Origin of the sequence: Streptomyces afghaniensis, from assembly GCF_044327915.1 — a bacterium.
Classification (GTDB): domain Bacteria; phylum Actinomycetota; class Actinomycetes; order Streptomycetales; family Streptomycetaceae; genus Streptomyces; species Streptomyces afghaniensis.
The window spans coordinates 254,030-274,269 of the sequence record NZ_JBIRGJ010000008.1; the positions used below are offsets into that span (position 1 = coordinate 254,030).

The 20,240-nt window shown below is 71.3% G+C and carries 19 protein-coding genes and 1 pseudogene; 19 read left to right on the forward strand and 1 reads right to left on the reverse strand.

Annotated features, from left to right (window positions below; translation table 11 throughout):
* Window positions 1-2: 2 nt before the first annotated feature.
* The 19 genes and pseudogenes from ACH4G3_RS29990 to ACH4G3_RS30080 all read left to right on the forward strand — a co-directional run bounded on the left by ACH4G3_RS29990 (window position 3) and on the right by ACH4G3_RS30080 (window position 19,283).
* Window positions 3-1,016: a helix-turn-helix domain-containing protein gene (locus ACH4G3_RS29990; RefSeq protein WP_397627442.1), complete on the forward strand. Its 1,014-nt coding sequence runs from the start codon at window positions 3-5 to the stop codon at window positions 1,014-1,016.
* Window positions 1,017-1,226: 210 nt separating this feature from the next.
* Window positions 1,227-2,063, forward strand: coding sequence for a class II glutamine amidotransferase (locus tag ACH4G3_RS29995; protein ID WP_397627443.1), 837 nt, complete (start codon window positions 1,227-1,229; stop codon window positions 2,061-2,063).
* A gap of 39 nt (window positions 2,064-2,102) precedes the next feature.
* Window positions 2,103-3,539 carry a DUF2252 domain-containing protein gene (locus ACH4G3_RS30000; RefSeq protein ID WP_397627444.1) on the forward strand — a complete coding sequence of 479 codons (1,437 nt, stop codon included), beginning with the start codon at window positions 2,103-2,105 and terminating at the stop codon, window positions 3,537-3,539.
* A gap of 161 nt (window positions 3,540-3,700) precedes the next feature.
* Window positions 3,701-5,328: pseudogene (locus tag ACH4G3_RS30005) on the forward strand (MFS transporter).
* Window positions 5,329-5,346: 18 nt separating this feature from the next.
* Window positions 5,347-5,880: a hypothetical protein gene (locus ACH4G3_RS30010; protein WP_397627445.1), complete on the forward strand. Its 534-nt coding sequence runs from the start codon at window positions 5,347-5,349 to the stop codon at window positions 5,878-5,880.
* Between the two features lie 226 nt (window positions 5,881-6,106).
* The gene (locus tag ACH4G3_RS30015) at window positions 6,107-6,304 is read left to right on the forward strand and encodes a hypothetical protein (protein WP_020276994.1); all 198 of its coding nucleotides are present in this window, start codon (window positions 6,107-6,109) and stop codon (window positions 6,302-6,304) included.
* A 41-nt stretch (window positions 6,305-6,345) separates the two neighbouring features.
* Entirely contained in the window at window positions 6,346-7,005 is a 660-nt protein-coding gene (locus ACH4G3_RS30020; protein WP_397627446.1) for an HdeD family acid-resistance protein, read from the forward strand.
* A 143-nt stretch (window positions 7,006-7,148) separates the two neighbouring features.
* A complete protein-coding gene (locus ACH4G3_RS30025) occupies window positions 7,149-8,498 on the forward strand; it encodes a hypothetical protein (protein ID WP_397627447.1) in 1,350 nt (449 codons plus the stop codon).
* 3 nt (window positions 8,499-8,501) lie between these two features.
* A complete protein-coding gene (locus tag ACH4G3_RS30030; RefSeq protein ID WP_397627448.1) occupies window positions 8,502-9,362 on the forward strand; it encodes a YhjD/YihY/BrkB family envelope integrity protein in 861 nt (286 codons plus the stop codon).
* Window positions 9,363-9,442: 80 nt separating this feature from the next.
* Window positions 9,443-9,910 carry an SHOCT domain-containing protein gene (locus ACH4G3_RS30035; RefSeq protein WP_397627449.1) on the forward strand — a complete coding sequence of 156 codons (468 nt, stop codon included), beginning with the start codon at window positions 9,443-9,445 and terminating at the stop codon, window positions 9,908-9,910.
* A 30-nt stretch (window positions 9,911-9,940) separates the two neighbouring features.
* A complete protein-coding gene (locus tag ACH4G3_RS30040; RefSeq protein WP_397627450.1) occupies window positions 9,941-10,429 on the forward strand; it encodes a DUF7144 family membrane protein in 489 nt (162 codons plus the stop codon).
* A gap of 43 nt (window positions 10,430-10,472) precedes the next feature.
* Window positions 10,473-11,834 (forward strand): diacylglycerol/lipid kinase family protein, encoded by a 1,362-nt coding sequence (locus ACH4G3_RS30045; RefSeq protein WP_397627451.1) that lies wholly within the window; start codon window positions 10,473-10,475, stop codon window positions 11,832-11,834.
* A 233-nt stretch (window positions 11,835-12,067) separates the two neighbouring features.
* A complete protein-coding gene (locus ACH4G3_RS30050; protein WP_397627452.1) occupies window positions 12,068-13,459 on the forward strand; it encodes an NsdA family TPR-like regulatory protein in 1,392 nt (463 codons plus the stop codon).
* Between the two features lie 151 nt (window positions 13,460-13,610).
* Window positions 13,611-14,006, forward strand: a complete 396-nt coding sequence (locus ACH4G3_RS30055; protein WP_397627453.1) for a hypothetical protein — start codon at window positions 13,611-13,613, stop codon at window positions 14,004-14,006.
* A gap of 76 nt (window positions 14,007-14,082) precedes the next feature.
* Window positions 14,083-15,573: an ABC1 kinase family protein gene (locus tag ACH4G3_RS30060; protein WP_397627454.1), complete on the forward strand. Its 1,491-nt coding sequence runs from the start codon at window positions 14,083-14,085 to the stop codon at window positions 15,571-15,573.
* Window positions 15,574-15,658: 85 nt separating this feature from the next.
* A complete protein-coding gene (locus tag ACH4G3_RS30065) occupies window positions 15,659-15,946 on the forward strand; it encodes a hypothetical protein (RefSeq protein ID WP_397627455.1) in 288 nt (95 codons plus the stop codon).
* On the forward strand, window positions 15,943-17,052 hold the full coding sequence (gene ispG / locus ACH4G3_RS30070) for a flavodoxin-dependent (E)-4-hydroxy-3-methylbut-2-enyl-diphosphate synthase (protein WP_397627456.1): 1,110 nt from the start codon (window positions 15,943-15,945) through the stop codon (window positions 17,050-17,052). The genes ACH4G3_RS30065 and ispG overlap by 4 nt, the downstream gene beginning before the upstream one ends.
* Window positions 17,049-18,116, forward strand: coding sequence for a polyprenyl synthetase family protein (locus tag ACH4G3_RS30075; protein WP_397627457.1), 1,068 nt, complete (start codon window positions 17,049-17,051; stop codon window positions 18,114-18,116). Before ispG ends, ACH4G3_RS30075 begins: the two co-directional genes overlap by 4 nt.
* Window positions 18,117-18,173: 57 nt before the next feature.
* Window positions 18,174-19,283 carry a terpene synthase family protein gene (locus ACH4G3_RS30080; RefSeq protein WP_397627458.1) on the forward strand — a complete coding sequence of 370 codons (1,110 nt, stop codon included), beginning with the start codon at window positions 18,174-18,176 and terminating at the stop codon, window positions 19,281-19,283.
* Window positions 19,284-19,301: 18 nt separating this feature from the next.
* Here ACH4G3_RS30080 and ACH4G3_RS30085 read toward each other — a convergent pair whose 3' ends face one another.
* On the reverse strand, window positions 19,302-20,216 hold the full coding sequence (locus ACH4G3_RS30085; protein ID WP_397627459.1) for a helix-turn-helix domain-containing protein: 915 nt from the start codon (window positions 20,214-20,216) through the stop codon (window positions 19,302-19,304).
* Window positions 20,217-20,240: the final 24 nt, after the last annotated feature.

Genomic DNA, 20,240 nt, shown 5'->3' on the forward strand with positions numbered 1-20,240 from the left:
GCATGTCAACTGCCGTGCGTCAGCGCGTCGTTGCCCCCGTGTGGCAGGTCACGCGCCCGGCCCGGCCCGGTCGCGTACCCGGCGTCGTCCTGGCGGGGTTCCGCGACCGCGGCCCGGCTCCGGTCGACCACCGGCTCGACCCGCACCCCGTGCTGACGCTGGCGCTGGCCTGCGGTGAGGCGGCGCTGGGCATCGACGAGCCGACGGGGCGGCAGCATCGCGGCAGCCTTGTCACCGGGCTTGGTTTCGGCGTCGGCGGTGCGGCGCGGGTGCGGGCCGCGAACGTCGAGTGGATGCAGGTGCGCCTGTCTCCCGCCGTCGCGCGCGCCGTGCTGGGCGTGGGCCCTGCTGAGCTGGAGAGTTCCGTGGTGGCCCTGGACGACCTGTGGGGAGAGCGGCGGGCAGCCCGGCTGCGCGAGCAGCTGGCCCAGGCCGCCTCGTGGGAGGAACGTTTCGCACTCGTCGAAGCGTTCCTCTCCCGACTGACCGCCGCGGGGCCCGCCATCGAGCCGGAGCTGGCCTGGGCCTGGGACCGTATCGTCGCCGAGCACGGCCAGGTGCGGGTCGAGGAGCTGGCCGACGAGCTGGGCTGGAGCCGCAAGCGCCTGTGGTCCCGCTTCCACGCGCAGCTCGGCCTGCCGCCCAAGCGCGCCGTGAGGCTCGTCCGCTTCGACCGGGCCGCCACCCGTCTGGCCGGGGGCCAGGAGGTGGCCAGGGTCGCGGCCGACTGCGGCTACGCCGACCAGTCGCATCTGCACCGGGACGTCGTGGCGTTCACCGGGGTGACCCCCGCGACCGTGGCCGGCCAGTCGCTCGTCACGACGGCCGACATGGCGTGGGTGGACCACGTGCCGCGCCTCTCGGCACGATGGGGCAGTGCGCCGGCCTCCCGTTTCGACGGGCCGCACCGGCCACCGCCGGCAACCGGCGGAGATGCCCGAGGTGGACGGGTTCCCGGGCAGGGTACGGATCACCACGCGCTGTTCAGCAGCCGGCATCGCGTGAGCGATGCGTGAGCGGTGCTTGAGCGGTGCGTGAGCGGACGGTCCGACACAGGGCGGGATGAGCCGGACCAAGTGGTTCGTATTGCCGTTCACCGCTTTCGTTCCACGGCCGTCCGATCCACGCCCGCATGGCGCGCCACGGCGACGGAGGCGAAAATGGGGTCAGCCGGACAGCCGCCCGATCAGCGGACACGGTGCAGGTAGGAACACAGGTGATCGCTCATGTGCCGATGGCTCGCCTACTCGGGAACGCCCCTGCTGCTCGACACCATCCTCTACAAACCGGCGCACTCGCTGATCGATCAGAGCCTCCACTCCAGACTGGGTGTCGAGACGACGAACGGCGACGGTTTCGGTGTCGGGTGGTACCCGCAGGAAAGCATCGGCACCCCGGCCCTGCTCAGGGACATCGGCCCCGCCTGGAACAACCGCAACCTGAGGGAGATCGCGGATCATGTCCGCTCCCCGTTGTTCTTCGCCCACATACGGGCGTCGACCGGCACGGCGGTGCAGCAGACGAATTGCCATCCGTTCCGGCACGGCCGTTGGATGTGGATGCACAACGGCGCCATCACGGATTTCCACCTCATGCGCCGCGAGCTGTCCCTGCTCGTCGATCCCGAGCTGTACTCCGACATCGAGGGAACGACGGACTCGGAGATGATGTTCTACCTGACTGTCACCTTCGGTTTGGATGAGGATCCGCCGGGCGCCGTGGCCCGGATGGTGGGAGTGGTGGAGCGCAGCGGCCGCGACCACGGTGTGGAGTTCCCGCTTCAGATGACGATCGCCGTGACCGACGGCGACCGCGTGTGGGCCTTCCGCTATTCGAGCCAGGGCGCTTCCAGGTCGTTGTTCTACAGCACCCGCGTGGACGCACTGCGCAAGCTGCACCCCGACATCGCGTTCCTGCGGGAAGTGTCCGACGAGACCCGCCTCATCGTGTCCGAGCCCCTCGGTGATCTGCCGGGTGCCTGGAACGAGGTGCCCGAGAGCAGCTACGGCGTCGTACAGGCCGGAGCCGACGAGTTGCACCCCTTCGTCCCAGAACCGGCGTGACGCGCGCCGAACAGGGCGGGCCTGGGAGGAGCGTCTTCGATGTCCCAGAACGCGACCACGGCCATGCGGGCCGCACCCCGGACCACGCCCGAGGATCGCGCGGCTCTCGGCAAGGAGGCGCGGCGCCACTCGCCGCGGTCGGGTCATGCCGTGTACAGGCCGTCCCCAGACCGGCCGGACCCGCTGGCGATCCTGGAGGCGCAGTCCGCGGCACGGGTGCCCGAACTCGTCCCGATCCGCTATGGCCGGATGATGGAGTCCCCGTTCCGCTTCTACCGGGGCGCCGCCGCGATCATGGCGTCCGACCTGGCCCGCAGCCCGGCCTCGGGGCTCAGGGCCCAACTGTGCGGCGACGCGCATCTGCTGAACTTCCGTCTGCTCGCCTCGCCGGAGCGGCGGTTGGTGTTCGACATCAACGACTTCGACGAGACGCTGCCGGGCCCCTGGGAGTGGGACGTCAAGCGGCTGTCGGCGAGTCTCGTCATCGCGGGCCGGGCGAACGGCTTCGACGACGCCGAACGCGCCGGCATCGTGAGTTCCACGGTCCGTTCCTACCGCGAGGCGATGATCCGCTTCGCGGGCACGGGCAACCTCGGCGTCTGGTACGCGAAGATCGACGCGGACCTCCTCGAGTCCCTGGTCGAAAGCCGGCTCCGCGGGACGAAGCGCGGTCAGAAGAACCTGGCCCGTGCCATGGCCAAGGCCCGCACCCGCGACAGCCTCCAGGCTTTCGGCAAGCTCACCGAGACGGTCGGCGGCCTGCCCAGGATCGCGGCGGATCCCCCGCTGCTCGTCCCGGTCGGCGACCTGCTGCCGGACGTCGAGCGCAGCGCGCTGGAGCACCGGTTCCGCGGGCTGATCGAGCGGTACGGCCGCACTCTCGCTTCCGACCGGCGCACGCTCCTGGCGGACTACCGCCTGGCCGACGTCGCCCGCAAGGTGGTCGGTGTCGGCAGCGTCGGAACCCGGTGCTGGATCTTTCTCCTGCTCGGCCGGGACGACCGCGACCCGCTCTTCCTCCAGGCCAAGGAGGCCGGCACCTCCGTGCTCGCCCCACACGCCGGCACGAGCCGGTACCGCAACCAGGGCGAGCGGGTGGTCTCGGGCCAGCGGCTGATGCAGGCCACGAGCGACATCTTCCTCGGCTGGGAGCGGGTGGACGGGATCGACGGCAAGCAGCGCGACTTCTACGTCCGCCAGCTGCGCGACTGGAAGGGCATCGCCGTGCCGGAGCGGATGCGGCCGAAGGACATGGAGGCGTTCGGCGAACTGTGCGGGTTCACGCTGGCCCGTGCGCACGCGCGGTCCGGCGACCGCATCGCGATCGCCGCCTACCTGGGCAACGGCGACTCGTTCGACCGCGCACTCGCCACCTTCGCGGAGGCCTATGCGGACCAGAACGAGCGTGACCACCAGGCCCTGGTCGACGCGGTGCGCGCGGGCCGGCTGCCCGCGGAGGAGCTGCCGGCAGCCTGACCCGGAGAGGACACCCTGCCGAACGTGCTCCTCCTCCCCCGTGGCGGGTGAGGCACGAGGCGCGTACGTCGGATGCGATGGGTGGGAGCAGCGGGACGTGTGCAGGACCACCGACCTGCTGACTCCGCCGACGTACCGGGCGACCTGGCGAGGTGGGCAGCGTGAAGCACTGGCGGGCCCTGATCGTCCTCGGTACGGCCCAGTTCCTCATGGTCCTGGACACCTCGGTCATGAACGTGTCCATCAGTCAGCTGGTCGAGGACTTCGACACGGAGGTCACCGCCATCCAGGCCGTCATCACGCTGTACGCGCTGGTCATGGCGGCCTTCATGATCATCGGCGGCAGGTTCGGGGACATCCTGGGGCGTCGCCGTATGTTCTTCCTGGGGTTGCTCGTCTACGGCGTGGGGTCGGCCCTGACCGCCGCGGCCCCCACGCTGGGGGTCCTCACGCTGGGCTGGTCCGTCATCGAGGGGCTGGGAGCCGCCATGGTGCTGCCGGCCATGGCCGCCCTCGTCGCCGAGTCGTATCGCGGGAAGGACCGGGCCATCGCGTACGCGGTCATCGGCGGGCTGGCCGGCGCCGGGATCGCGGTCGGTCCGCTGCTGGGCGGCTGGGTGACGACGTACCTGACCTGGCGGCTGGTCTTCGCCGGCGAGGTCGTGGTCGTCGTGGCCGTCCTGCTGTGCCGCCGGGTGATCGCGGAGTCCCCCGCACCGGCCCGCGCCCCCGGCTGGACGGCGTCGGTGCCGTGCTCTCGGCGGCCGGGCTGGGACTGGGTGTGCTCGGGGTGCTGCAGAGCAGCACCTGGGGATGGGTGCAGCCCCGCAACCCTCCCTTCACCGTCTTCGGCTTCGCCCCGACGCTGTTCGTCGTCGGCATGGGGGTGGCAGTCCTGGCCGTCTTCCGGTGGTGGGAGCGGCGGCGGGAGCACCGGCGGACCGATCCGCTCGTGCACCTGTCCCTGCTGGGCAGGCCCGTGCTGCGGTCCGGCCTGATGACGCTGCTGAGCCAGAACCTCATCCTGCTGGGGCTGTTCTTCACCATCCCGCTGTACTTGCAGGTGGTTCAGGGGTTCGACGCCTTCGAGACGGGGCTGCGCCTGCTCCCGGTGTCCGCCACCATGCTCGTGACCTCCCTGTGCGGGTCCTCGCTGGGTCGGGTGATGGGGCCGCGCCGGGTGGTCCGGCTGGCCCTGGTGACCCTGACGGCGGCCATCGTGTGGCTGCTGGCCACCATCGACCCGGTGATCGACGACGCGCAGTTCGCCGGAGCCATGGCCCTGCTGGGCGTGGGTGTCGGCCTGCTCGCCTCGCAACTGGGCAACGTCGTCCAGTCCAGCGTCGGGGAGGAGGAACGCAGTGAGGCCGGAGGGCTCCAGTTCACGGCACAGAATCTGGGCTCGGCGCTGGGCACCGCGCTCATCGGGTCGATCCTCATCGGTGCGCTGGCCCACGCCTTCACCACGCACGTGGACGACGACCCGCGGCTGTCCGAGGAGACCCGCAGGCAGGTCGGTGTCTCCCTCGAAGCCGGAGTCACCTTCGTCCCCACCGATCAGGTGCGCTCGGCCGCCGAGCGTGCCGGGCTGCCGCCGTCCGAGGTCGAGGCCGTCGCGGACTCCTACGCCTCCGCGCAGCTGAACGGCCTGAAGGCGGCGATCCTGGCCACCGGCGGCATCGCCCTCGCCAGTTTCCTGGTCACTCCACACCTGCCGACCGGCCGGGACGGCCGTCCGCGGGCCCCGGACGCCGATGCTCCGGCCGGAGTGACCGGATCGCAGCACTGAGTCCGGAGGGAGTCACCGGTGATCAGGAGCCGGACCAGGACCGGCTCGGCCACGGCCCGCGGGGAGCGCCGCGCCGAGCGGCGGAGCCACGCGGACTACACGGGCGGCGTCTACGGATCCATGCTCGCGGCCTCCGTGGTGATCGGCGCGGGCTCCCTCGGCTCGCTCCCCCGCACCGAGTTGGTGTTGCTGCTGTTGCTCACCGCCGTCGTGTTCTGGATCGCCCATGTGCATGCCCAGCTGTTCGGGGCGCGTCTGGCGCAGCGGACTCCGGACCGCCGGGTGGTGCTGCGGGTGTGCCGTGAAGAGTGGCCGATCGTCAAGGCGGCGGTCCCGCCGGCCGCCGCGGTAGCCGTCAGCCCGCTCCTGGGCCTGGACGTGCGGGGCACTCTCTGGCTGGCCCTCTCCGTCGCCGTGGCCGGGCAGATCGGCTGGTCCGTGGCCGCGGCACGCCGCGCCGGTGCGTCCCGGCGGCTGCTGGCCGCCACCGCGTCGGTCAACCTGGTGCTCGGCCTGCTGATCATCTCGTTCAAGATCATTCTGACGCATTGAGAACGTGTTGGTCCGTGCGATCCGTGCGGTCTGGGCGGTCCGTGCGATGCGTGCGGTCTGGGCGGTCCGTGTGGTCCGTGGGGTCCGTGTGGTCCGTCACCGGGCCACGGGTCACCTGTACCGGGTGAGGCCCGAAGCAGCGCGGACGTACACGATCGAAGGCAGGGACGCGTCCTTCTGTCCCAGGCAGTTCACCTGTCCCAGGCAGTCCACGGGAGGACAGCTCGTGCGCTACGAGATCCGAGTCGAGGGACATCTGTCGGAAACGCTGGCCAAAGCCTTCCCGGAGCTGGGCCACGTGGTGATGTCCGGCCAGACCGTCCTGTTCGGCCCGGTCGTGGACGAAGCACACCTGTACGGGCTGCTGGCACGCTGCCAGTCACTGGGACTGCGTGTCCTGGAGATGCGGCAACTACCGGAGTGACGGGGCCGGGTACGGGCCGGCCGATCACGCGAGGAGGAGCCATGACCATGCCGCGTGGTCCGGCATCGCGCACCGGACAGGGAAACGAGCCCGACGGGGCGGCCCCCGGTCCGCTGGACGATCCCGCGCAGGCACTGGGGCGGCTCGGCCGTTCATGGACCTGGCTCCTGAGCTCGGCCGTCGCGACGGTGGTGCTGGGCGTCCTGGTACTGGTCTGGCCGGAGGCGACGCTGCACGTCCTGGCGGTCCTCATCGGCCTGCACCTGCTGGTGGGCGGGGCGTTCCGGTTCGTGGACGTCTTCGCCCGGGCGGGGCACGAACGGCTCCCGGGGCTGCTCCTGGCCGTGCTGTACGTCCTCGCCGGGGTGCTGTGCCTGCGCAACCCGCTGCAGACGATCAACGCGCTCTCCCTGATCGTCGGAGTCGTCTGGCTGGTGTCCGGCATCCTCACCCTCTACACGGCCCTCGCCGCCGAGGATCTGCCGCACCGTGGTGTCGTCCTGGGCGCCGCGGTGCTCGGCATCGTCGCGGGGATCGTGGTGCTCGCGCTGCCGGCCGAGTCGGCCCGCGCCCTGACCCGGCTGCTCGGCCTGTGGCTCGTCCTGCTCGGCCTGGGCGAGGCGGTGGTCGCCCTCGCGTGGCGGGCCGCGCTCCGAAGAACGCACCCCACGGGGCCGCGGACCACCGCCGAGACGGCCTGACACCGCACCGGCCGCTCCGGCGGGCGCGGCCGGCCCACCGGATTTTGCGGTCGCCTCCCCCACGTCATCCCGAGTGGCGACCGTCAGGGCCGGATCGGCGGACAAGATCGGCGGACAAGGAGGGGAGCAGGAAGGGAGCACCCATGAACCCGGCCGCGACCCCGGATCCGCCGGACTCCGGGGGAGCCTCACACCAGAAACACGTCATGACCGCCGAGGAGCGAGCGGAGTACGAGCGACTGCGCCGTCATGCGGCGGTGCGCCATCGGCGGGCACGCCGGGCCGGCTCCTCGGTCCTCCTCCTGCTGGCCCTGCTGCTCGCACCCCTGGCCGTGGTCGCGGCCTGGGTGCAGGACACGGTGTCCGACACCGACCGGTACGTGGAGACCGTCGCACCGCTGGCGTCCGAGCCGCCCGTGCAGGAGGTCGTGATCAACCGGCTGACGGACCGCGTGGTGGCCAACGTGGACGTCAAGGCGGTGACGGACGCGCTCACCAAGGCCCTCCAGGACGCCGGGGCGCCACCCCGCGTCGTGCAGGGGGCCGAGTCCCTCGAGGTTCCGTTGACCGAAGCGGTCAGGACCGTCGTGGACCGCAACGTGACCCGCGTGATCACCAGCGACGTCTTCCAGCAGGTGTGGGAGGGCGCCAACCGGCGGTCGCACGGCGCGGTGGTGAACATGCTCACGGGGGCCAGGGAGGGTGCCGTGCGCGCCGAGGGCGACACGGTCCGACTGGACGTGGGAGCGGTCGTCGACGAGGTGCGGGAGCGGCTCGTCGACGCGGGCTTCGACAAGGCGGCCGCCATCCCGGACACCGACCGGACGATCACGCTGTTCCAGACCGAGGAACTGGGCAAGGGGCAGGACATGATGCGGCTGCTGGACATCGTCGGCACCTGGCTGCCCGTCCTGACCGTCGTGCTCGCCGCGCTCGCCGTGTGGACCGCTCCGGCGCACCGGGTGATGCTGATGGTCACCGCGACGGGTGCCGGCGTGCTGATGGTGCTGCTGCTCGTCGCGCTGGCCGTGGTCCGACGGGTCTATCTGGACTCGGTCCCGCCCACGGCGCTGCCCACCGACGCGGCCGCGGCGATCTACGACACGTTCCTCCGGTTCCTGCGCGACAGCACCCGCACCCTGCTGATCGTCTCGGTGATCACAGTGCTGGTCGCGTACCTGTACGGTCCCGGACGTCCCGCCCGCGCCGTCCGCACGGCGGTGGACAGGGGCACGACGGCCGCCGGCCGGGGGCTGCGCCGCGCCGGTGTGCGCACCGGGTCCACCGGACACTGGCTGGCGGACCACCGGGCAGGGATCACCGGTGGCGTCATCGCGGCCGGAGCACTGGCTCTGGTGCTCTGGAACCACCCCTCGGTCGGAGCGGTGGCGCTCGTCGTGGGCATCGCCCTGGCCGTCCTGATCGTGGTGGCGGTCCTCGCGGCCGCCGCGGGCCCGGCCGCCGGGCACGAGGACCGAGCGGCGGCCTCGTGAGCCATGGCGAGGAAACCCGGCCCGGCCCCGGCGTCCCGCAGGCACACGGCGGCGGACCGGGTCCTGGCGAGCCTGCGGTCCGGTCCGGTGGCCCGGCTGCTTCCCCGTCTGTCGGCGCTCAACGTCGTGGAGGGCTCCGTCAGGCTGGCCGCGCAGGCCTTCATCACCGCGCTCCCACTCCTGATGACCGTCGCGGCGTTCGCACCCGGATGGGTGCAGGACCTGCTGTCCGACTCCCTCCGTGCGGTTCTGGGGGTGCGCGGTGACACGCTGGACGAGGTACGCCGTGCCTTCACCGCCACCGGCACACCACGGGACGCCGCCGGAGCCGTGGGCGTGGTGGTGACTCTCGTGTCCGCCACGGCCTTCAGCCGGGCGCTTCAGGCGGTCTGCGAGCGGTGCTGGCACCTGCCCCGGGCACCGTTGCGGGCCGCGGTCTGGCGCTGGCTGCTCTGGCTGCTCGTCTGGCTGGGCGTCCTCCTGGTCCAGGCACCGTTGCGCAGCGGGTTCGGCGGCGGCGCGGTGCTCGGAGGGGCGCTGTCGGTGCTGTCGGCGACGCTGCTGTGGTGGTGGACCCAGCATCTGCTGCTGGGCGGCAGGATCGGCTGGCGGAACCTGCTGCCGGGAGCGCTGCTGGCGGGCACGGGCACGGTCGTGCTGAGCTGGGCCGCCGGCCTGTTCATGCCCACGGTCATGGAGCGCAGCCTGCACGAGTTCGGTCCGCTGGGGCCCGTCTTCACGTTCCTGTCCTGGTTGATCGCCGTGTTCCTGGTGGCCGTCTCGGGCCTCGTCCTCGGCCAGTACATCGCCTCCTCCGACTGGTACAAGTGCCGGGCCGCCCGCAGGCTCACCCGCGTCGGGTGAGGCCATCCGGCCCCGGCCGTGCCCACGCTGAAGACAGCACGAATCGGCGGCCGGGCGAGCGCCGGGAACGGAGAAGAGACATGAGCGCGCAGACGTACCTGGCGTACGACTATCCCTTGCTGAGCGTCTTCTGGAGCATGCTCCTGTTCTTCCTGTGGATCATGTGGTTCGTCCTGCTCTTCCGCGTCGTCGTCGACATCTTCCGCGACGACGAGCTGAGCGGGTGGGGGAAAACCGGCTGGCTGGTGTTCACCATCCTGCTGCCCTTCCTGGGCGTCTTCGTCTACGTGATCGCCCGCGGCAAGAACATGGGCCGCCGGGAAATAGCGCAGGCCCGAGCACAGCAGGAGGCCTTCGACGCCCGCGTCAGGGAGGCCGCAGGCGGCACGGGCCGGCCCAGCAGCGCCGACGAACTCAGCAAGCTGTCCGAGATCCGCGCCCGCGGCGACATCACGGACGAGGAGTTCCGCAGGGCGAAGGAACTGGTCCTGACCGGCCACGGCCCGGCGGAGCACGCCGGGTCCACCGCCCGCACCCCCGGTCGCTGAGCATCCGCACACCATGAATCGAGGCGCAAGATGACCGCGACATACACCCGGCCGGATCACACGGCGAAGCGGGAATGGGCAAGCGGCCTCACGGCCTTCGCGGCGGTGATGCTCTTCCTTGTCGGCCTGCTCGACATCTTCCGGGGCATCATGGCCATCGCCGAGGACGACATCTTCGTCACGACGCGCAATTACGTTTTCGAATGGGACCTGACCGGTTGGGGCTGGATGCACCTCGCGCTGGGCGCGGTCGCCGTGATCGTCAGTATCGGGCTGCTCCAGACCGCGGTGTGGGCGCGCGTCGCCGGCGTGGCCATCGCCGGACTCGTCATCCTCGCCAACTTCCTCTCCCTGCCGTACTACCCGGTGTGGTCGGTCGTGATGATCGCGCTCTCCGGCTTCATCATCTGGGCCGTGTGCGTGGTTCCGCGCGGCAGCCTCTTCGACCTGTCCGAGGAGCGTCCGACGTCGGAGGAGCGCCCGCCGCACAGAACCTCGTCTCCGCACGGGCCCACCTGAGCGCCCAGCGGTCAGGGTGTGCGGCGGAGAAAAGGGCCGACAGGTGGGACCACACGGCGCCGGGAACGCGAGAGGACCGGGCGAGGCAGGAACCGAGGCAGTACGCGAGGGCAGTGCGGGACGGGCTCGTCTCGCCGTGCTCGCCCTGCTGGGCAGCATCCTGGTGCCGCTCCTCGCGGCCGGTCTGCGGAGCGTGCTGTGGGCGCTGGCCGGCATCGCCGGACTGGCGCTCGCCGCCGTCGGTGTGTGGTGGACCCTGGCGCACACCGGTGCGCTCCGTGCCCTCGGGGCGGCCCTGTCGGTGACAGCGCCGGTCGCTGTCCTCGCCTTGTACGCCTCGTTCGGCATGCTGGGGCCGGCCTTGCTGTCCCTGGGTCTGTGGCTGCTGGCCGCCACAGCGGCGCGTACGGCCCTGGCACCTGGTCACACCGCCTCCGAACAGGCTGTCGTCGAGCCGCCCCACGCCCCGTGGGTCCTGGTGAATCCGCGCTCCGGAGGCGGCAAGGCGGGCCGTTTCGGCCTGGTGGAGAAGGCCCGGGCGGCAGGCTGCCGGGTAGCTCTGCTCGACGCGGGCCAGGACGTCGCCGGGCTGGCCCGGCAGGCCGTCGCCGAGGGAGCCGACCTGCTGGCGGTGGCGGGTGGCGACGGTACCCAGGCCCTGGTGGCCGAGGTCGCGTCGCGCCACGACCTGCCGTTCGTGGTGATTCCCGCCGGCACCCGCAACCACTTCGCCCTGGACCTCGGCCTCGACCGTGACGATCCGGCGGCGGCCCTGCGGGCCCTGTCCGACAGCGTCGAACTCCGCGCCGACCTCGGGTACGCCGCGGACCGGGTCTTCGTCAACAACGCCTCCTTCGGCACGTACGCGTCCGTGGTCACCGACCCCGCGTACCGGAACGCCAAAGCCCGCACGACCCTGCGAACCCTCCCCGGCCTCCTCACCGGCCAGGACGCGCCCAGGCTGCGGGCGCGGGCCGACCGGACGTACGTCGACGGACTTCAGGCGCTGCTCGTCAGCAACAATCCCTACGGGCGTGCCGTCGACGCGGCACATCCGGGGCGCAGGAAGCGGCTGGACTCCGGGCTCCTCGGTGTGGTGTGCGTGCGGGTCGGCAACACCGCCCAGGCGGCGCGCATCGTGCGCGGTCCGCGCTCCGGGGGACTCATCCGGCTGAACGCCGGGGTAGTCGTCGTCGAAGCCGACACGGACACCCTCCCGGTCGGCATCGACGGAGAACACGTCGTACTGCCGTCACCCGTCGTGTGCCGCAGTGCGCCCGGGGCACTGCGGATCCGCGTGCCGCGCCGTCGACCCGGTACGCCTCGCGCGGGCGGGGCGGCGGCCGACTGGCCGCGCGTGGCCCGCCTGGCGCTGGGCCGCCGGAACCGCCCTTTTGGCCAATAACTCACCATCGAGTAACGACTGCGGTCCGGCCTTTCGCCGAGACTGTGCACAATTCCACGGTGCGGCGCCGATCATCATGAATTCGGCCACTTGAATTCACTCTCGCCACTGGAGCAAATTCCACCATGCCGCATTGATGTTAGTTATTACCCGAAAGAGCTAATTGGGGGATCGTTGCAGTCCTGAATGGGCATCGCACCAGCACGGGGAGCCGCTGCTTATGAGGAGGGGGGATGGTCACCCGTCGTGCAGCCAACGACTCCCTGCGGATGCTGCTCTCCACAGCCGACTGGACATACGAGGCCTTGGCCCGGAACGTCAACGCGCTCGGTGCCGAGAACGGCATGCGTCTGTGCTACGACCGCACCTCGGTGGCCCACTGGCTGGCGGGGTCGGTTCCCCGGCCCCGCACCAGGGAGTTGATCGCCGAGGCGTTCACTCGCAGACTGCGCCGCCCCGTGGCTCTCACCGAGCTCGGCATGGGGGATTCCGCTCCCGACGTGCTGACCGACGTTCCCTACGACGGGGCGATCACCGAGAGGAAGACGGACGCGGTGGCGTATCTGGCCGCGCTGTGCGGGATGGACGCCGATCCAGCGCGCCAGCGCCTGGTGCACCAGTCCGTCTACAGCGTCAGGGGACTTGACGTGCCGGTGTGGCCGGAGAGGAGTCAGGACTGCTGCTCCGCGCAGCGGCCGACAGCAAGCGGGCCCACGGGCCCGGAGGACGTCGAGAGCCTGCGGACCGCCGTGGACTTCTTCCACCGCGCAGGAGACTTCGGCGGACGCCACGCTCGTTCGGCCCTGGTTTCCTACCTGCACGACGACGTCGTTCCCCGGTTGCACGCGAAGAGCCACGAGAGCACACACCTTCGGCTGCTGGCGGAGGCGGCTCGGCTGGTGCACGTGCTTGCCCGCATGTACGTCGACGACGTGAAGAACGGCGCGGCACAGCAGTACCACCGCGCCGCTCTCCTGCTGGCCGCCGAGGCCTCGGACCGCACGACGTACGCCGTCGTACTGCGGAGCATGAGCACCCACGCCCTCGACCTCGGGCACCACCGCATGGCCCTGCGCCTGTCCGAGGCCGCCGTCAGTACCGCCCCCGCTGACACCCCTCATGAAGTCCGGGCCTCCCTGCTGTCCCAACTCGCGCTCACCCAGGCCACGGTGGGGGATCGCTGCCGGGCGACCGCCTCCCTGGCCACGGCGGAACGGCATCAGCACCAGGTGCCCGCTCCCGGCACGACCGGCCACGACGCGCGCGCGTTCCGCTCCGCCTGGGCCTCCTTCGCCTTCTGGAAGGGGCGAACGCTGGCGGCCCTCGGCGACCGTGCGGCAGCGATCGCCGCGCTGCGTCTGTCCGTGGAGTACTGCCCGGCGAACGCGTACCTTTCCCGGGCGCTCGCCCACGCGGAGATCGCTCGGCTGCTCCTCGGCGGCGGCCGGCTGGACGAGTCCTGTGCGGCATGTCACCGGTTCCTCGACGACCACCTCCACCTGCGGTCCGGCCGGGCCGACCGGATCCTGGCCGAACTGCGCGGAAGCCTGCGGGTCCACGCGGCCCACCCCCCGGTCAGGGCCCTGCTGCGCCGCGCCGACAGGGCCGTGGAGCGGCCGCGATGAACGGCGGTGCCATGGACGCCGGGTGCGTGTGCGGCCGCGCACAACACGTTCAACACCCAAGGGAGGCGTGGCCCGCTTGATGGCCTTCCCGGCCGTGAACGTATGAAGCGGCCCCACTTTCCGGACCACAGGAGCAGAGAGGTTCCGTGCAATGGCAAGAAGCCGATCCAGGCGGCGGCGTAATCGCCGTTCCAGCATCAGCTGCTATCTGAGGGACATCGTCGAGGCCACCGAGGACTTCGTCGACGATGTGCTGGACGACGCCGACGAGTTCGAGTGCGACATCCGCCACAGCCTGAGCAAAGCCCTGGACGACGACTGCGACGACGATGACGACGATGACGATGACGACTGCCGCGATCGCGACCGTGACCGGGACCGCGATCGTGACCGCGACCGGGACGGGGACCGCGACCGTGCTCGTGACCGGGTCCGTGACCAGGTCAGCCACGAGCGGGAGCGGGACCGGCGGGAGGTCGCCGAGCTGAGGGCCGAACTCGCCGACCTCAAGGACAAGATCGCGAGGATGGCTCCGGAACAGCGGTAGGCGTGGTGAGCCCGTCCGGTCGTCGTCACACAGAGAGAGGCGGGCACACGTGCATGGGAGCGGCCGAGGCCGTCTGGTGGCACGCACCCTGGGTGACCTGATCGGGCGGGAGGCCGCGTACACCTTCCGGCCGGGTCGCCGGCCCGCCGGAGACCGGCCGGACGCCGGGGAGCGGCGCGCCCGGAGCGTACGGCAGGCCCTGGAGAGCCTCGGCCCGTTCTACATCAAGGTCGGGCAGATGCTGGCCACCCGCCCCGACTTCATCCCTCCGGCGATGATCAGCGAGTTCGAGAAGCTCCACGACCAGGTGTCCCCGGCTCCCTTCTCCGCCTTCGAACCGGTGCTGGCACAGGAGCTGGGCCCCGGCTGGCAGCGGAGCTTCAGGGACATCGACACCACACAGCCGTTGGGGACCGCTTCCCTGGCCCAGGTCTATCGAGGCGTCCTCCCCGACGGCGAACAGGTCGCGGTCAAGATCCAGCGGCCCGGCGTCCGGGAGGTCATGGAAGAGGACATGGCCCTGCTGCGCAAGGTGTCCCGCTTCGCAGCGAAGCGCATGCCCCGGTTCAACGACGTCATCGACATCGAGGCCATGCTGTCGGTGGTCTTCGACGCGATGCGCCCCGAACTGGACTTCGTGCTGGAGGCCCGCAACATGGAACGCGCACGGGAAGTCGCCCAGGATTTCGAGTACATCGACGTTCCGCGGGTGGTCAACGCCACGCCGCGCGTCCTGGTGCAGAGCCTGGCGCCCGGTCGTCCCATCCGGGAGGCCGACCGGGACGCCTTCCCGGTGCGGGAACGGCAGGACATCGGCCGCGAACTGCTGGCCTTCATGTATCGCGGCTACTTCGTCGACCGCGTCTTCCACGCCGACCCGCACCCGGGCAACATCTTCGTGCACCCCGGGGAAAAGGCGACGATCATCGACTGGGGAATGGTCGGGCGCATCGACCGTCCCATGAGCAACAGCATTCTGCTGCTCCTGCTCAACCTGGCGATGAACGACGGCGCCGGTACGGCGCGGGCCTGGATCGACATGGGCAGTTGTACGGCGTGGACGCAGGCCGCCGCGTTCGCCGACGACATGGCGGCGCTGGTGCCGAAGATCGCCACCGCGTCCCTGGAGGAACTCGACTTCGGCGTCACCCTGACCGCCGTCCTCCAGCACTCCACGCGGCGCGGCATCCGGACCAGCCCGATGGTGTCCATCCTGGGCAAGTCCTTCGCCAACATCGAGGGGTCGATCCGCCACCTGTGCCCGGAGCTCTCCCTGGTCGACGTGTTCTCCGAGGAACTGTCCGGCATCGTCACCGACCTGCTCAGGGAGTCCTTCTCCGCCGAACAGGTCATGCGCACGGTCCTGGAGGTCGTCGCCGGGGGCGCCGCGGCGTCGCAACAACTGCGCGGCCTCGCCCGCGACTTCGCGAACCGTGACCTGGCCATGCGGGTGGCGATGGACGAAGGGCCTTTGGCGGCAGGCCCGACGGGATTTCACGTGGGTCCGAAAGAAATGGCTCTGGCGCTCGGCGCCCTGGCGGTCAGGCGTCAGCGCAAAAAGCCGTGATAAGGCTCTCCTGATTCAACTCCTTCAACAATGCCTGAGCTCCCGAATTCTTCCGCGAACACGACAGGCACAATTCAATGGAACCATGTCGCTGACTTCCGTCACCCCCGACATTCCATGCCCGGAACTGCCGCACGAGTGCGGCAGGGTGGTGGAACTGACGCCCCACTTGCGTGGATTGCGGCGCACCCCCAAGGGCACCGGCGGTGGCCCACACACGTCCGGCCCGGCCGACCACCGGAACTGCTTCGAGAACCTCGGATTCGCCCGCACCGCCAGCCGCCCGGTCGCCCACGGAATCGTCCCCTCCGCCCTGCGTGCCCGCGCCGGACGCCCCCTGGACACCACCCCCAGCCCGCTGTGGAGCGCATGATGGCCGTAGACCTCGGCATGCCCGCCGTCCCAGCCGCCCCGTCGCGGCGCCCCAGCCGGAGACTCATGGTCGGTTCCGTGGCCGTCGGAGGCGACGCCCCGGTCTCCGTGCAGTCGATGACCACCACCGTCACCGCGGACATCGGCGCCACGCTCCAGCAGATCGCCGAGCTGACCGCCGCCGGCTGCGAGATCGTCCGGGTGGCCTGCCCGTCCCAGGACGACGCCGACGCGCTGCCGGTCATCGCCAGGAAGTCCCGGATCCCGGTGATCGCCGACATCCACTTCCAGCCCAGGTACGTCTTCGCGGCCATCGACGCCGGCTGCGCGGCGGTGCGGGTCAACCCGGGCAACATCCGGCAGTTCGACGACAAGGTCAAGGAGATCGCCAGAGCCGCCGCGGACGCGGGCGTGCCCATCCGCATCGGCGTCAACGCCGGATCGCTGGACAGGCGGCTGCTCGCCAAGTACGGCAAGGCCACCCCCGAGGCGCTGGTGGAGTCCGCGCTGTGGGAGTGCGCACTGTTCGAGGAGCACGGCTTCCGCGAGATCAAGCTCTCGGTCAAGCACCACGACCCGCGAACGGTGATCGCCGCCTACCGGCTCCTCGCCCGCTCCTGCGACTACCCGCTGCACCTGGGCGTGACCGAGGCCGGGCCGGCCTTCCAGGGCACCGTCAAGTCCGCCGTCGCCTTCGGAGTGCTGCTGTCCGAGGGCATCGGCGACACCATCCGCGTCTCGCTGTCGGCGCCGCCCGTCGAGGAGGTCAAGGCGGGCGAGCAGATCCTGCAGTCCCTGGGTCTGCGCCCCCGTCACCTGGAGATCGTCTCCTGCCCCTCCTGCGGCCGCGCCCAGGTGGACGTCTACCGGCTCACCGACCAGGTGACGGCGGCCTTCGACGGCTTTCCGCATCCGCTGCGCGTCGCCGTCATGGGCTGTGTCGTCAACGGCCCCGGCGAGGCCCGCGAGGCCGACCTCGGTGTCGCCTCCGGCAACGGCAAGGGCCAGATCTTCGTCAAGGGCCGGGTCGTCAGGACCGTCCCCGAGTCGAAGATCGTGGAGACCCTCCTGGAGGAGGCCCTCCGCCTCACCGGGGAGACGTCATGACCGCTCTCGTGGCCCACGCCCCCGGCCTCGACGACGTACCGGCGGCCGTCGAGGCGGCCCTGGCGGAGTTCCTCGACGGCAAGGCCCGCACCGGCGCCGGCCTGCGGCAGTTCACCGAGCTGCTGCGCGGCCTGCTCGGCGCGGGCGGCAAGCGGCTGCGGCCCGTCCTGTGCTGCTGCGGCTGGCTGGCGGCGGGCGGCGGGGAGCTGGCACCGGTCGTGCCCGCCGCCGCCTCACTGGAGCTCTTCCACATGTTCGCCCTCATCCACGACGACATCATGGACCGCAGCGACACCCGGCGCGGGCGCCCCACCGTTCACCGCGCCCTGGCCGACCGCGCGTCCGGCCGCCCCGACCTGACGGACGCCGAACGCTTCGGGGTCAACGGCGCGATCCTGGTCGGCGACCTCGCCATGGTCTGGTCCGACGAACTCCTCCACACAAGCGGGCTGTCCGCCGACCGGCTGGCCGCCGCCCGTCCCGTGCTGGACGCGATGCGCAGCGAGCTCATGTACGGCCAGTACCTGGACCTGCTCGTCAGTACGGACCTCGACAGCGGCCTGGAGGCGTCGCTGACCGTCGCCCAGTACAAGACGGCCAAGTACACCGTGGAACGCCCCCTGCAGCTGGGCGCCGCCCTGGCCGGCGGGGACGACAGGACGCACGAGGCGTGCAGTGCCTACGGCCTTCCGCTCGGCGAGGCGTTCCAGCTGCGCGACGATGTGCTCGGCGTCTTCGGCGATCCCTCCGTGACGGGAAAGCCGTGCCTGGACGACCTGCGCGAGGGCAAGCACACCGCGCTGCTGGCCATCGCCCTGCGGCAGGCCGGCCCGGCCCAGGCCCGTACGCTGCGGGCGCTGGTGGGTGATGCCCGTCTCGACGAGGACGGCGCCGCCGTCGTCCGTGGCGTTCTGCGGGACACCGGCGCGCTCGACACCGTCGAGCGCATGATCCACGCACGCTGCCGGCAGGCCGTCGACTCCCTCGACCGGTCCCCGTTTCCCCCGGCCGTCCGTGCCGCGCTGACCCGGCTCGCCACCGCCGCCACGGTGAGGACCTCATGACGCGTTTCGCCCTGCCCCGCGAACTCACCCATACCTGACAGCCGCCCGGGAGCAACAGTGGACGCCACCGCAGTCGGCCTTCCGCCATCCGAACTTCCTCCGTCCGAACTCCCTCCGTTCTACTGCCCGATCGAGCCCGCCATCCACCCCGAGGTCGACGAGGTCGAGCGGCGGTCCGTCGACTGGGTCGACCGGCTCGGCTTCTGCCGCACCCCGGCCGAGCGCGCGTGGGTGCTCGGCAGCAACAGCGCCGAGTTCTACGCCCGGTTCGCCCCCGAGGCCGACGTCGAGCGCCTCTGGGTCGCCGCCTGCTGGGTGTACTGGGGCTTCGCCATCGACGACGCGCGCTGCGACGAGGGGACGCTGAGTACGGACCCGGCCGCGTTCTCCGCCATGGCGGGACGTGTGCAGCGCGCGCTGGAGACCCCCGGCCCGCGCGGCTTCGACGACCCCTACGCCGCGGCGATCCACGACCTCGGCGAGCGTTTCCGGGCCTGCGCCACGCCCGTCCAGGTACGGCGCTTCCAGCAGGCGCACCGCGCCTGGCTGGCCGGAGTCCAGTGGCAGATCGGCAACCGCTCCCGCGGGCTCATGCCGACGCTCGACGACTACGTCACCATGCGTCTGCACTCCGCCGGAGGAGAACCCACCTACGCGATGCTGGAGATCGCCAACGGTGCCGAGGTGCCCGCCCGCGAGATGGACTCACCGGCGGTCTGCGCCCTGACCGAGATGGCCATCCTGGTCGCCGCCCTGGACAACGACCGTCAGTCCCTCGCCAAGGAGACCGGCCGCCACCAGGCCGAGCAGAACATCCTCGTCGTGCTGATGCGGCAGGACGGCTCCCCGCCCGCCCGCGCGGCAGCGGACGCCGTCGCCCTGCGCGACCGGGTGCTTCGCCGCTTCCTCGTCCTGCGCGAGCGCGTCCTGCCCCGGGCGAGCGGCGAACTGCGCCGCTACCTCACCGACCTCGGACACGGCATCCGCGGCAACATCGAGTGGGGACTGCGCGTACCGCGCTACCTCAGCCTCAACAGCGCCACGGCGGGCCCGGGCGAAGTGACCCCGCCCGAACGCATCCCCTGGGCCGACCGTCCGCTGGACACCAGCGACGAACCGCCGCCACTGCCGTCCATCACCTGGTGGTGGGACGACCTCGCCTTCTGAGGGGCACAGGCCGCCGGGTCAGCCAGTCGAGGCGTGGGCCCGGGAAGGGGTGGCGGAGGGCTCCGCGGGGGCCGGCTTCGCGGGAGTGGCCGTGGTGTCCAGACCGAGCATGGCCGTTTCGTCCGGGGTGCCGGGGGCTGCCTGGTAGACCACCATGCGCTGGCCGCCCGTCCGGGCCAGTCGCATGACCTCGTAGGTCAGGGTCATCCGACCGGCCTTCGGATGCTGGAAGCACTTCTGCCCGCCGCCGCGTTCGCAGACGTCGTACCGCTCCCAGAGCTGCGCGAACTTCGCCGACTTCAGCATCAGTTCGCCGACGAGCGTGGTCAGCTCGGGATCGTCCGGGTCGGCCCCGGCGACCGCCCGCAGGTGCGCCACCGAAGAGGCGACGGTTTCCTCCCACGGCTCGTAGAGCGTCCGGCCGACCGGGTGGAGGAAGAGGTAGCGGGTCAGGTTGCGCTGGTCCTCCGGCCAGTCCCAGAGTCCGGGCATCAGCCGCCGACCGGGCGGGTTCGCGGCCAGGACGCGGTTGTAGCGGCTCACCACATAGGCGGGCAGCGGGCGCACCGTCTCCAGCATCCGCAGGACCGAGTCGCGGACGGTGTGGTCCGAGCAGGCCGGCAGTTCGGAGGGCCGGCCGGAGGCCAGTTCCGCGAGCTCGTGCAGGCGTTCGTAACCGTCGCCGCGCAGCCGCAGGGCGCGGCCGAGGGCGTCCACGACGGCGGGGGAAGGGTTGGTCTCCCGGCCGCGCTCCAGGCGGATGTAGTAGTCGACGCTCACTCCGGCCAGCGCGGCCAGTTCCTCACGGCGCAGTCCGGGAGTGCGGCGCAGGCCCGCGCCGGCCGGGAGACCGACGTCCTCCGGGCGCACCTGCGCCCTGCGGGCCTTCAGGTATCGGCCGAGCTCCGTGCCCCGCGTGTCCGCTGCTGCCATCCGGCCATTGTCGCAGGCGGTCGG